Origin of the sequence: Nocardioides lacusdianchii (assembly GCF_020102855.1) — a bacterium.
In the GTDB taxonomy this organism is placed as follows: domain Bacteria; phylum Actinomycetota; class Actinomycetes; order Propionibacteriales; family Nocardioidaceae; genus Nocardioides; species Nocardioides lacusdianchii.
On record NZ_JADHZD010000001.1, the window covers coordinates 292664 to 304594 of the forward strand.

Sequence of the window (11931 nt, forward strand, 5' to 3'; positions counted from 1 at the left end):
CCGACGAGCCTCGCACTCCGTTCGGCGCTGCTCAGGGCAGCGGGTCGAGGCCGTGGAGCGGGAAGGTCTCCATGCGCGTGGCGTGGATCGCGCGGTCGAGCCAGGCCTCGGGGTCGTAGCCGGCGGACCAGTCGCGGTAGGCGGGCGTGCGGCCGTCGGTCATCCGGTGCGGCGCACTGGCCCCCAGCACCTCCTCGACGTACGCCCTCCACGCCGGCGGCGTCGGGGTCGCGGGGTCGAGCGGACGGCCCGCGGCGATCGCCAGCAGGTGCGCCCAGGCGCGCGGGACGACGTCGACCACGCTGTAGCCGCCACCGCCGGTGACCACCCACCGGCCGTCGGAGACCTCGTGGGCGAGCTCGTGGAGGGCAAGGTACGCCGCCCGCTGGCCGTCGACGCTGAGCATCATGTGGGCGAGCGGGTCGTTCATGTGGGAGTCGCACCCGTGCTGGGTCACCAGCACCTCGGGGCGGAACTCGCGCAGCAGCGGCGGCACGACGGCGTGGAAGGCGCGCAGCCAGCCCGCGTCGGCCGTCCCGGGCGGGAGCGCGACGTTGACGGCCGAGCCCTCGGCGGCCGCGCCGCCCGTGTCGGTCGGGAAGCCGGTGCCGGGGAAGAGCATCTGGCCGGTCTCGTGCAGGGAGATCGTCAGCACGCGCGGGTCGTCCCAGAAGATCTTCTCCACGCCGTCGCCGTGGTGGACGTCGATGTCGACGTAGGCCACCCGCTCGGCGCCGTCCGCCAGGAGCTGCGTGATGCCGACGGCCACGTCGTTGTAGATGCAGAAGCCGCTGGCCTTCTCCGGCATGGCGTGGTGGAGGCCGCCGGCGATGTTCACCGAGTGCAGCGACTCCCCGCTCCACACCTGGCGGAAGGCCTCGAGGGTGGCGCCGACGACGTGCGCGCTGGCCTGGTGCATGTCGGCGAAGACCGGGTCGTCCTCGGTGCCGAGGCCGCGCACAGCGTCCTCGTAGCCCGGCGTCTCGCCGGCCCGGGTGACGGCGTCGATCAGGCCCTGGTCGTGGACCGTGGCGATCTGGGCATCGGTCGCGACGGGGGCGTCGACGCGCTTGATCGACTCCAGCACGCCGAGCTCCTCGGCGAGGCGCATCGTGAGGTCGACGCGTACCGGCGACATCGGGTGCGTGGGGCCGAAGTTGTACTCGCAGAGGGTCTGGTCGAACACGACCGACGTGGGCCCGGAGCACTCCATGTGGCGGACGTTACTCCGGCCCCGGGGCTGGTCCGACCAGCGGACGGAGTTTGAACGTGTTCGACGTGCCTGACCTCAGCGCTCGGGCGGGGTCCAGAACCAGGCTTCCGGTCCTGCCGGCGCGGCGAACCCCAGGTCCTCGTCCACGCCGCCGACGACGAAGAGCCGGTCACCGGCCCAGGTGGCAGTGAGGTTGTGGTCGAGCTCGGACTCCGGTCGTCCGACGTGGTGCCACGCACCGGTCGTGGTGTCGAGGAGCCGCCCGTGGTCGAGGATGCGGGTGTCCACCGAGGCAGACACCGGCCACTCAAGGTCCCAGTCGCGTGCCGGGACGTCGAGCGCCTGCCAGCGACGTGCTTCGAGGTCGAACGAACCGGCGTACGGGTAGGCGCGGTCCCATCCGTTGACCTCGCCACCGTCGGCGTCACCCGGCTCGACCCCGACCAGCCGCGTCCCGTCCCAGTGGCTCAACCACCCGACCTGACCGGTGGGGAACCGCTCCCAGCCGCCCGCGCCGTCGGGGACGTCGACCTGGGCGAGCGTCGGCTCGTCGGGCTCGGCGTCGTCGTAGCGCATCCCGGACAGCACGGGACCCGCGGGCGTGACGAACAGCTGCGTGTCCTGCAGCGGGCGCGCCGGGGCGTACGACGCCTCGACCCGCACCTCGTCCGCGGTCGGGTCCCAGCTGAGGATCCGGCGGCCCGAGTGCACCCAGAGCCGGCCGTCGCTCGCGACGAGCCGACCCTCGAACCCGGCCGGCGGGGTCAGGTCCGTCCAGACGTCCGCGACCACGTCGTAGCCCTGCCAGCTCGCGTCCTTCGTCCCGCGCACGACCAGCAGGTCCCCCACGAGCACCGAGTCCCAGTCGCCGCCCCAGCTGTTCCAGAGACCGACGGGAGCCGGGGCGATCGACCGCCAGGTCCCCGTCGCCGGGTCGAGCGCGGCGCCGTCCGAGGCGAGGGCCGTGGGGGTCGTGCAGTCGGCACCGGGCGGACAGACCCAGCCGGTGTTGCCACCCACCACGACCACCTCCGTCCCCGTCCAGGCGACGACGGGATCGGTGCGTGGGGACAGCGGGAAGGCCTCGATCCGCTCCCAACCGGAAGCGGGCCCACCGACCGTCCCGGTTCCCGCCGACGGCCCCGGCGACGCACCGCAGGAGGAGAGGGCGAGCAGCACGGCTCCTGCCAGGAGGGCGAGAACGCGTCGGCTCATGACGGGTGGACGGCCGCCGAGCCTGTGGGGTTCCTCAGGAGCCCTCGGCCAGCTCGCGCGAGCGGTTGCGCGCGGCCTCCATCGCGGCGAGGAAGGCCGCCCGGACCTTGTGGATCTCGAGCTCGCGCAGCGCGGAGGCGGTCGTGCCGCCCGGCGAGGTGACCTGCTCGCGGAGCACGACGGGGTGCGAGCCGGTCTCGCGCAGCATCGTGGCCGAGCCGACCAGCGTCTGCACCACCAGCTCGGTGGCGGTCGCGCGCGGCAGGCCGAGGTGGACGCCCGCCTCGATCATCGACTCGACGACGAAGAAGATGTAGGCCGGTCCGGAGCCGGAGATGGCGGTGACCGCATCCATCTGCTTCTCCGGGATGCGGAGCACCTTTCCGGTCGAGGCCATCAGCGACTCGGCCTCGGTCAGGTGCGACTCGTCGCAGTGCGAGCCGGGCGCGATGGCGGCCATGCCCTCGTCGACGAGGGCCGGGGTGTTGGGCATGACGCGCACGACGGCGACGCCCTCGGGCACGCGGGACTCGATGAAGGCGGTCGTGATGCCCGCGGCGAGCGAGACGAGCAGCTGCCCGGCGCGCAGGTCCGGGGCGATCTCGGCGAGGACGTCGGCCATGTCCTGCGGCTTGACCACCAGCGCCACCGTGTCGGCCTTCGCCGCTGCCTCGCGGTTGGACACCACCGCCACTCCGTAGCGCTCCTCCAGCTCGCGGGCGCGGTCCGAGCGCTTCTCGCCGACCATCAGCTGGTCGACGCGTCGCCCGGCGCGTACGAGACCGGACAGCAGGGTCTCCCCCATCACGCCGGCACCGATGATCGCTGTGCTCATGGGGGGAACCTACTTCTTCGACACGAGGGAACGCGCGAAGAAGGCCAGGTTCTGCGGCTTCTCGGCCAGCCGGCGCATCAGGTAGCCGTACCACTCGGTGCCGTAGGGGACGTAGACGCGCACGGTCTCACCGGCCGCGGCCAGGCGCTTCTGCTCCTCGGGACGGATGCCGTAGAGCATCTGGAACTCGTAGGTCCCCGGGCGGCGGCCGAAGCGGCTCGCGAGCGAGGAGGCGATCTGCACCATGCGGGGGTCGTGGGTGGCGATCATCGGGTAGCCCTGGCCGCCGAGCAGCACCTTGAGGCAGCGTACGTAGGACTTGTCGACCTCGACCCGCTCCTGGAAGGCGACGTCGGCGGGCTCCATGTAGGCGCCCTTGCACAGGCGCACCCGCGAGCCCTCGTAGGCCAGCGCACGGCAGTCGGCCTCGGTGCGGTGCAGCATCGCCTGCAGCACCGCACCCGTCTCGGGGAAGTCCTTGCGGAGCTCGCGCAGGATCGAGAGCGTGGAGTCGGTGGTGGTGTGGTCCTCCATGTCGAGGGTCACCGTGGTGCCGGCGTTGCGCGCCGCGCGGCAGATGTCGCGCGCGTTCTCCAGCGCGACCTTGTGGCCATTGTCGGGGAGGAACTGCCCGATGGCGCTGAGCTTGACCGAGACCTCGGCATGGGGCGCGAGGCCCTGCGAGCCGAGGTCGGCCAGGAGCTCCTTGTAGGCCCGGACCGTGGCCTCGGCCTGAGCAGCGTCGGTGGTGTCCTCGCCGAGGTAGTCGAGGGTCACGTGCAGCCCGTCGGCCTCCAGCGTCCGGGTCGCCCCGACGGCGGACTCGGTGGTCTCGCCGGGGACGTAGCTGGTGACGATGCCGCTCGAGACGGGCATGGTCGAGACGAGCTTCTTGACCCCCTGGCTGCGGGCGAGCAGGAGGATCGGCTGGCGGAGCAAAGACATGGCCAGAAGGCTACGCCGAACCTCGACGGATCCTTCACAGGTCCTCCACCCACGCCCACGCGGACCGGTCCACCATGGACGACATGACCCGATTCCCGTCCTCGCCGACCACGCGCTACGCCCTCGCCCTGACCGTCTCCGTCGCCACGACGCTCTTCCTCCTGCTGGGCATCGGGGCCCTGGGGATCGTCGGCGACGGCGACCGCGACGCCCTCTACCTCGCGGCGCCCGCCGTCGCCCTCCTCGTGGCGGTGGCGACCCGCTTCCGCCCCGGCGGGATGGTGGTCGCGCTCGCAGGTGCGGCGGTCGTGACCGTGGTGGCGGGCGCCGTCGCGGTGGGGCTGGTCGTCACCGACCGCGAGGTCGCGTCGGTGGGCGACGTGGTCCTGCTGACCGGGATGTACGCCGCCCTCTTCGCCGTCGCCGCATGGCTGTTCCGGCTAAGCGAGCGCCCCGCGGTCGGCACCGCTGCCTAGCCCCTACGGCGTACGCCGTCGCAGGGTCGCCGCACCCAGCGCGAGCGAGGCGACCGCGAAGCCGGCCACGACGCCGACCGAGCGCCAGACCTCACCCTCGTCGGCTCGGCCGACCAGCTCCTGCATCGCGTCGACGGCGTACGACAGCGGGAGCAGGTCGCTGATCGCCTCGAGCACGCCCGGCATCGCCTCGCGGGGTACGAACAGTCCGCACAGCAGGATCTGCGGGAGCACGAAGGCCGGCATGAACTGCACCGCCTGGAACTCCGTGGTCGCGAAGGCGCTCACCAGCAGGCCCAGCGCGGTGCCGAGGACCGCGTCGACGACCGCGACGAGGCCCAGCAGCCAGACGGGGCCGTTGACCTCGAGGCCGAGCAGCCCGACGCTGACCGCCACCGCGAGCGCCGACTGCACTGCAGCCAGCAGGCCGAAGGCGAGGGCGTAGCCGAGGAGGAAGTCGAGCTTGCCCATCGGCATCGTGAGCAACCGCTCGAGGGTGCCCGACGAGCGCTCGCGCAGCGTGGTCACGCTGGTCACGAGGAACATCACGATGAACGGGAACATCGCCAGCAGCGCAGGCCCGAAGCGGTCGAACATGTCGCCGGGCAGCTCGTCGAACATCCACCACAAGAGGCTGATGAGCAGGCACGGCACCACCAGCAGCATCGCGAGCGTGCGGTGGTCGCGACGGACCTGGGTGAGCACGCGACCCGCGACGGCGAACGTGATCCGCGCGTTCATGCCGCCGCCCCCTCCACGAGGTGCAGGAAGGCCTGCTCGATGTCGTCGGCGCCGGTCTGCGTCCTGATCTCGCCCGGCGAGCCGTCGGCGATGATCCGCCCCTCACGCATCAGCAGCAGCCGGTCGCAGCGCTCGGCCTCGTCCATCACGTGGCTGGAGACCAGCACCGCGGCCCCGCCCTCGGCGATGCGGTGGAAGAGTCCCCACAGGTCGCGGCGCAGCACCGGGTCGAGGCCGACCGTGGGCTCGTCGAGCACGAGCAGGTCGGGCGATCCGAGCAGCGCGACGGCCAGGCTGACCCGGCTGCGCTGGCCGCCCGAGAGCCGCCCGACGACCTGGTGGCGCTGGTCGGCGAGGCCGACCGACGCGACCGCTTCCTCGGCCGAGTCGCGCGCCACGCCGAGCACCCGCGCGAAGAACGTGAGGTTCTCCGCGACCGTCAGGTCGTCGTAGACGCTGGCGGACTGGGTGACGTAGCCGACCCGCGTGCGCAGCGGTGCGCTGCCCGCCGGCTCGCCCAGCACCTCCACCGATCCCGAGCGCAGGCGCTGGGCGCCGACCAGCGCGCGCATCAGCGTCGTCTTGCCGCAGCCGCTGGGCCCGAGCAGCCCGGTGACGCCAGCCGTCACGTCGAGCGAGATGCCGGGCAGCACCTCCCGCGAACCGCGTACGACGACCAGATCACGCACCTCGATGACGTTTTTCATCATGTGTTGAATTGTGCGCCTGGGGCAGAGGCGGCGTCAACCCTGTAGCGGTGCGTGAGGCGGGTTCCGAGCGCGCAGAACCCGCCTCGCTCACCGCTCAGCGGGGAGTGACGTAGGTCGGCTCAGGCCAGGTCGCCGGTCAGGTAGTGCTGCAGCACCGGCCCCATCCGGGCGACGAGGTCCTCGGCGGGCGCGTGCGCCATGGCCGGGAGCGCGATGACGTAGCGGGTGACCACGAGCCCGATGATCTGGCTCGCGACGAGGGGGATGCGCACCTCGGGGCGGTCCGCCACGAGCTGGGCGAGCACCGGGCCCACCACGACGGGGATGAAGGCGTCGCGCACCATCGGCCCGGAGTCGTCGCCGAGGAGCGAGCGCGCGAGGGCGAGCAGGCCGGGCTGGACGTCGGGGTCGTCCCAGACGCCGAGGAAGGCCCGCAGCAGGCGCTCGCCGGCACCGTCCGGCCCGGCTGCCACGACCGGCGCCATCACCTCGCGGGGATCGACCGGGATCTCGAGGGCGGCGACGAAGAGGTCGTCCTTGGTGCCGAAGTAGTGGTGCACCAGTGCCGGGTCCACGCCCGCCGCCGCAGCGACCGAGCGGATCGTGGTGCCGCGGAAGCCCAGCTCTCCGAAGGAGGTCCGCGCGGCGGCGAGCACCTCGGCGCGGGTGTCCGGCGCGCCCGGTCGACGGCCGCGTGACGCGCGGGCGGTCATGGGGTGGTGACGCCGAGGTGGGCCCGGGCGAAGGCCAGCGACTCGGCGAGGTCGGCCTCGCGCTCGGCACGGTCGGCTGCGCGGCGCGTGTTGATCTCCAGCACGACGTGGCCGGAGAAGCCGGCACCCGCCAGGTGCCGGAGGAACTCCGCGGCCCGCATCACCCCGCGCCCCGGCACGAGGTGCTCGTCCTTGGCGGAGCCGGAGCCGTCGGTGAGGTGGATGTGGCGCAGCCGCTCGCCCATCCGCTCGGCCATCTCGATCACGTCGGAGCGCGCGATCGCGGCGTGGGAGAGGTCGATCGTGGTGTTGGCGTAGTCCTCCGTGCTGGGGTCCCAGCCGGGGAGGTACATCTCCATCCCGCGGCGCGAGGACGCCCGCCAGGGGTACATGTTCTCGACCGCGAAGGCGATGCCGGTGCGGGCCTCGAGGGAGGCGATCCCCTCCACGAAGCCGGCGGCGTAGTCCTTCTGCCACCGGAACGGGGGGTGTACGACGACCACGTCGGCGCCGACCTCGGCGGCCATCTCCGCCGACTTCTCCAGCTTGCCCCACGGGTCGGTGCCCCAGACCCGCTGGGTGAAGAGCAAGCAGGGCGCGTGCACCGCGCAGATCGGCACCTGGTGGTGCTCGCTGAGCTTCTTCACGGCGTCGATCTGCTGGCTCAGTGCGTCGATCCCGACCATCACCTCCACGGCGTCGTAGCCGAGCGAGGCCGCCCAGCCGAAGGCGTGCGCGGTCGACTCGGGGTAGACCGAGGCGGTCGAGAGGCCGATCCGAGGGGTCGAGGGCATGAGTCAGTGCAGCCTCGTCACGACGGAGATCTGGTCGAGGCGCTCGAGGATCACGCCCTCGCGCAGCGCCCACGGGCAGATCTCCAGCGCCGGGAGGTCGAAGATGTCCATGCACGCCTCGGCGACGAGCGCGCCGGGCACGATCTGGTGGGTGCGGCTCGGCGAGACGCCCGGCAGGTCCGCGAGCTCCTCGTCGGACATGTCCATCAGCTTGGGGATCCAGCCCGAGAGCGTCTCGAGCTCGAGGGTGCGCGGCACCAGCGGTCCGTCACCGCTGGGCGCGGCGCCGCAGATGCGGGCCAGGGAGCGGAAGGTCTTCGACGTGGCCGCGGCCTTGTCCGGCACTCCCGGGCGCAGGAGGTTGCCGGCGTCACGAGCGATCTCGGCGCGGATCTCGCGCCGCAGCTGGCGGATCTCCTCCTCCGAGGGTCGGCCGCCGCCGAACCACGCGCGGGCCATCCGGGCCGCACCCAGCGGGAGCGACCAGGCCACGTCGGGCGCCTCGTCGGCGCCACCGGCGATCTCCAGCGACCCGCCGCCGATGTCGAAGATCGCCAGCCGGCCCGCCGACCAGCCGAACCATCGGCGTACGGCCAGGAAGGTGAGCCGTGCCTCGTCCTCGCCCGAGAGCACCTCGAGCGAGACGCCGCTGTGCCGCTCCACGTGGGCCAGCACCTCGTCGGAGTTGACCGAGTCGCGCACCGCGGAGGTCGCGAAGCCCAGCATCTCCTCGCAGCCCTTGTCCTCGGCGATCCGCGTGGCGGACGCGCAGAACTCGGTGAGGGCCTCCACCCCCTGCGGCGTGACGGCGCCGTCGGCGTCGAGGTGCTCGGCGAGGCGCAGCGCCTGCTTGTGCGACGAGGCCGGCAGCGGCGCGGCACCGCCGTGCGCGTCCACCACCAGCAGGTGACCGGTGTTGGATCCGATGTCGAGGACGCCCAGGCGCATGACTGCCACGCTACTAGGCCTGTGGCACGCCACTAGGCTGGCCGAGTGCCCGAAGTCGACCTGGTGTTCCCCCGCGCGTACGTCGAGTTCGCCGATCCCGCCGACGACAGCCAGGTCTTCCGCTGCGACCTGACGTGGCTGACCTCGGCCTACACCTGCATCTTCGGCCAGGGGTGCCAGGGCATCTACGCCGACGCCCCCGACGTCGGCTGCTGCACCCTCGGCGCCCACTTCGCCGACAAGGACGACGAGTTGCGGGTCGCCGGCTTCGTCGCCCAGCTCACGCCCGACGACTGGCAGCTGCACCCCGGCCGGGCGGTGAAGAAGTCCGACTGGATCGAGACCGAGGACGACGGGGAGCGCAAGACGCTCGCCGTGGAGGTCGACGGCCAGCAGGCCTGCGTGTTCCACAACCGCACCGACTTCGCCCCCGACCAGGGCCCGGGCGGCGCCGGCTGCGCCCTGCACGGCCTCGCGCTGCGCCAGGGCAGGAACCCGCTGGAGACCAAGCCCGACGTCTGCTGGCAGCTGCCCATCCGGCGCCAGTTCCGCACCGTCGAGGTGCAGGACGGGACGTCGTACACCGAGGTCTCGATCGGTGAGTACGACCGTCGCGGCTGGGGCCCGGGCGGGCACGACCTGGACTGGTACTGCTCGGGAAACACCGAGGCGCACGTCGCGCTCGAGCCGGTGTGGGTGACCCACGAGCCCGAGCTCGTCGAGCTGATGGGGCCCGAGGCGTACGCCGAGCTCTCCCGCCACTGCGAGGCGCACGTCCGCTCCCGCTCGGCCCTCGCGCTGCACCCCGCCGACCCGCGCTGAGGCCTCCACGGAATCCGCAGCGCGGAATTGCTCGATGTCGAGAGATCCCGACCCCGGTGTCGCGCGTCCCGGGGCGTGAGCACAGAATCTGGTCATGCGCCTGGACCACGTCAGCTTCGCCGCCGGACCTGATGGACTTGCCAGCACCGCCCAGCGCATCGGGGGGCTGCTCGGCACGGAGTTCGTCGACGGGGGTGTGCACCCTCGCTTCGGCACCCGCAACGTCACCCTGCCCCTGGCCGGTGACACCTACATGGAGATCGTGGAGGTCCTCGACCACCCCGCCTCCGACAAGGCTCCCTTCGGCCAGGCCGTGCGCGCGCGCTCGGCGCTCGGCGGAGGCTGGATGGGATGGGTCGTCTCCGTCGGCGACATCGCCCCCATCGAGTCGCGCCTGGGCCGCGAGGCGGTCAAGGGCAACCGCCACCGCCCCGACGGCACCGAGCTCGTCTGGCAGCAGATCGGCGTCAACGGGCTCATCTCGGACCCGCAGCTGCCGTTCTTCATCCAGTGGCAGTCGCCTTCCGAGATGCACCCGAGCAACGGCGCCACCGGTGACTACTCGCTCGCCTGCCTCGAGATCGCCGGCGACCCGCAGCGGGTCAGCGAGTGGCTCGGCGAGACCGTCGAGGCGCCGCTGGAGGACGTGAAGGTCGAGTGGGTCGCCCCCAACGGCACCCCCGGCATCGTCGCGGTGCAGATCCAGACCCCGCACGGCCTCGTCCGCATCTAGCACCCGGGTGAAGCCCCGCCCCTCACCGAACATCTGGCACACCCCCGAGCTCTACGAGCTCGAGAACCGTGCCGCCGACCCGCACGGTCGGATCCTCGCCGCCATGCAGGAGCTCGGCGACTGGTCCGGGCGCACCGTGCTGGACGTCGGCTGCGGCACCGGCTTCCACCTGCCCCTGTGGGCCGAGCGCGCCGCGCAGGTCGTGGGCGTCGAGCCGCACCCACCGCTGGTGTCGCTGGCGAAGCGGCGTACGAAGCGGCTGGGCAACGTCACCGTGCTCAAGGGCATGGCCGAGGCGCTGCCCCTGCCCGACGCGTCCGTCGACGTGGTGCACGCCCGCTGGGCCTACTTCTTCGGTCCCGGGTCCGAGCCGGGCCTGCGCGAGCTGGACCGGGTCGTACGCCGTGGCGGCACCGCGTTCGTGATCGACAACGACCCCACCCGCTCCACCTTCGGAGCCTGGTTCCGCCGCGGCTACCCCGAGGTCGACGCGAGCGCCGTGGAGCGGTTCTGGTCGCAGCACGGCTGGCGGCGCCGGGAGATCGACATGGGCTGGTCCTTCACCTCGCGCGAGGCGCTCGAGGCCGTCGTACGCATCGAGCTGCCGCCGGCCGCCGCCGAGGAGGCGCTGACCTCGCACACCGGCACGGAGGTCGACTACGCCGTCAACCTGTGGTGGCGCGACTTCTAGCTCGACTCGCGGATCGCCAGCGTCGGCTCGAGCAGCACGCCGCGGGTCTCGACCGGCTGGTGCGACAGGAGCTGGCGCAGGGTCCGCACGATCTCGACCGCCACGTCCTCGAGCGGCTGGCGCACCGACGTGAGCCCCACGGGGTAGACCTGCGCCACCTGCGAGTCGTCGAAGCCCACCACGGCGATGTCGCGGCCCGGGGCGAGCTGGCGGATCCAGAGCGTGTGGAGCACCCCCATCGCGAGGGTGTCGGAGGCGCAGACGAAGGCGGTGGGTGCGGACTCGTCGAGCAGCACCGCGGCCGCCTCGGCGCCGCTGTGCACGACGTCCTCGACGCGTGAGGCGAGACCGGTGGTGGGCAGTCCGTTGTCGTGCATGGTCGTCAGCCAGCCAGAGCGACGGTCCTCGCCGATCGGGGAGTCCTTGCGCCAGCCGATCCACGCGATGCGGGTGTGCCCGCGATCGATGAGGTGCTGGGTCGCGAGGCGGGTGCCGGCCGCCCCGTCGACGTCGACCCAGACGTGGCGGGCGCCGTCGTCGTCCCAGGGCCGGCCGAAGGCAACGAACGGCGCGCGCTGCTGGCTCAGCCAGGTGGCCTGGGGGTTGCCGAGGTAGGTGTCGGTGACGACGAAGGCGTCGACGGCGGTCGAGCGCAGCAGGTTGTCGTAGCCGCCGACCGGGTCCTCGTCGTCGGCCGGGAAGAGCAGCACGGCGTAGCCGGCCTCCTCGCTCGCCTCCACCAGCGAGTGCACGAAGCGGTCCATCGCGGCGTTGGCCGTGCCCTCCTGCGTCGGGGTGAAGCGCAGCCCGATCAGCGAGGAGGTGCGGGTGCGCAGGTTGCGGGCGGCGCGGTTGGGCGAGTAGCCCAGCTCCGCGATCGTCTGGCGGACCCGCTCGAGGGTGTCGGGACGCAGCAGGTCGGGGTTGTTGACGGCGTTGGAGACGGTCTGGCGTGAGACGCCGGCACGCTCCGCGACGTCGGCGAGAGTGGTCGGCGTGACCGGCAGCTGACTGCCGCTCCGATGCTCACTGCGCCCCATGCTGCTGCCCCCTTGATCGATCCAACGAGCGCCAGCATAAGCCTTCGACACGCGG

At 72.4% G+C, this 11931-nt stretch carries 14 protein-coding genes; 4 read left to right on the forward strand and 10 right to left on the reverse strand.

Features of this window, described 5'->3' with window-relative positions; genetic code table 11:
* Nucleotides 1-31: 31 nt before the first annotated feature.
* From IRX98_RS01470 to IRX98_RS01485, 4 genes are all read right to left on the reverse strand, one after another.
* On the reverse strand, nucleotides 32-1213 hold the full coding sequence (locus tag IRX98_RS01470) for an acetoin utilization protein AcuC (protein ID WP_224273332.1): 1182 nt from the start codon (nucleotides 1211-1213) through the stop codon (nucleotides 32-34).
* A 75-nt stretch (nucleotides 1214-1288) separates the two neighbouring features.
* On the reverse strand, nucleotides 1289-2428 hold the full coding sequence (locus tag IRX98_RS01475; protein ID WP_224273334.1) for a Kelch repeat-containing protein: 1140 nt from the start codon (nucleotides 2426-2428) through the stop codon (nucleotides 1289-1291).
* Nucleotides 2429-2462: 34 nt separating this feature from the next.
* Nucleotides 2463-3263, reverse strand: a complete 801-nt coding sequence (proC, locus tag IRX98_RS01480) for a pyrroline-5-carboxylate reductase (RefSeq protein ID WP_224273336.1) — start codon at nucleotides 3261-3263, stop codon at nucleotides 2463-2465.
* 9 nt (nucleotides 3264-3272) lie between these two features.
* Nucleotides 3273-4208, reverse strand: a complete 936-nt coding sequence (locus tag IRX98_RS01485; RefSeq protein ID WP_224273338.1) for a proline dehydrogenase family protein — start codon at nucleotides 4206-4208, stop codon at nucleotides 3273-3275.
* Between the two features lie 83 nt (nucleotides 4209-4291).
* On the opposite strand from IRX98_RS01485, the gene IRX98_RS01490 reads away from it, so the two are divergent.
* The gene (locus tag IRX98_RS01490) at nucleotides 4292-4684 is read left to right on the forward strand and encodes a hypothetical protein (RefSeq protein WP_224273340.1); all 393 of its coding nucleotides are present in this window, start codon (nucleotides 4292-4294) and stop codon (nucleotides 4682-4684) included.
* Between the two features lie 3 nt (nucleotides 4685-4687).
* Here IRX98_RS01490 and IRX98_RS01495 read toward each other — a convergent pair whose 3' ends face one another.
* The 5 genes from IRX98_RS01495 to IRX98_RS01515 form a co-directional block, all read right to left on the reverse strand.
* Complete coding sequence (locus tag IRX98_RS01495; RefSeq protein WP_224273343.1) at nucleotides 4688-5425, reverse strand: ABC transporter permease; 738 nt, start codon at nucleotides 5423-5425, stop codon at nucleotides 4688-4690.
* Nucleotides 5422-6135, reverse strand: coding sequence for an ABC transporter ATP-binding protein (locus IRX98_RS01500; protein WP_224273345.1), 714 nt, complete (start codon nucleotides 6133-6135; stop codon nucleotides 5422-5424). The genes IRX98_RS01495 and IRX98_RS01500 overlap by 4 nt, the downstream gene beginning before the upstream one ends.
* 119 nt (nucleotides 6136-6254) lie before the next feature.
* Entirely contained in the window at nucleotides 6255-6848 is a 594-nt protein-coding gene (locus IRX98_RS01505; protein ID WP_224273347.1) for a TetR/AcrR family transcriptional regulator, read from the reverse strand.
* Nucleotides 6845-7642, reverse strand: coding sequence for a sugar phosphate isomerase/epimerase family protein (locus IRX98_RS01510; RefSeq protein ID WP_224273349.1), 798 nt, complete (start codon nucleotides 7640-7642; stop codon nucleotides 6845-6847). Before IRX98_RS01510 ends, IRX98_RS01505 begins: the two co-directional genes overlap by 4 nt.
* Before the next feature lie 3 nt (nucleotides 7643-7645).
* Nucleotides 7646-8590, reverse strand: coding sequence for a Ppx/GppA family phosphatase (locus tag IRX98_RS01515; protein ID WP_224273351.1), 945 nt, complete (start codon nucleotides 8588-8590; stop codon nucleotides 7646-7648).
* Nucleotides 8591-8635: 45 nt separating this feature from the next.
* On the opposite strand from IRX98_RS01515, the gene IRX98_RS01520 reads away from it, so the two are divergent.
* The 3 genes from IRX98_RS01520 (at nucleotide 8636) to IRX98_RS01530 (ending at nucleotide 10836) form a co-directional block, all read left to right on the forward strand.
* On the forward strand, nucleotides 8636-9412 hold the full coding sequence (locus tag IRX98_RS01520; RefSeq protein WP_224273352.1) for a DUF3109 family protein: 777 nt from the start codon (nucleotides 8636-8638) through the stop codon (nucleotides 9410-9412).
* 94 nt (nucleotides 9413-9506) lie between these two features.
* The gene (locus tag IRX98_RS01525) at nucleotides 9507-10145 is read left to right on the forward strand and encodes a VOC family protein (protein ID WP_224273353.1); all 639 of its coding nucleotides are present in this window, start codon (nucleotides 9507-9509) and stop codon (nucleotides 10143-10145) included.
* A gap of 7 nt (nucleotides 10146-10152) precedes the next feature.
* Entirely contained in the window at nucleotides 10153-10836 is a 684-nt protein-coding gene (locus IRX98_RS01530) for a class I SAM-dependent methyltransferase (RefSeq protein WP_224273354.1), read from the forward strand.
* Here IRX98_RS01530 and IRX98_RS01535 read toward each other — a convergent pair.
* Nucleotides 10833-11876 carry a LacI family DNA-binding transcriptional regulator gene (locus IRX98_RS01535; protein WP_224273355.1) on the reverse strand — a complete coding sequence of 348 codons (1044 nt, stop codon included), beginning with the start codon at nucleotides 11874-11876 and terminating at the stop codon, nucleotides 10833-10835. The two genes, IRX98_RS01530 and IRX98_RS01535, sit on opposite strands and share 4 nt — an antisense overlap.
* Between the last annotated feature and the right edge of the window lie 55 nt (nucleotides 11877-11931).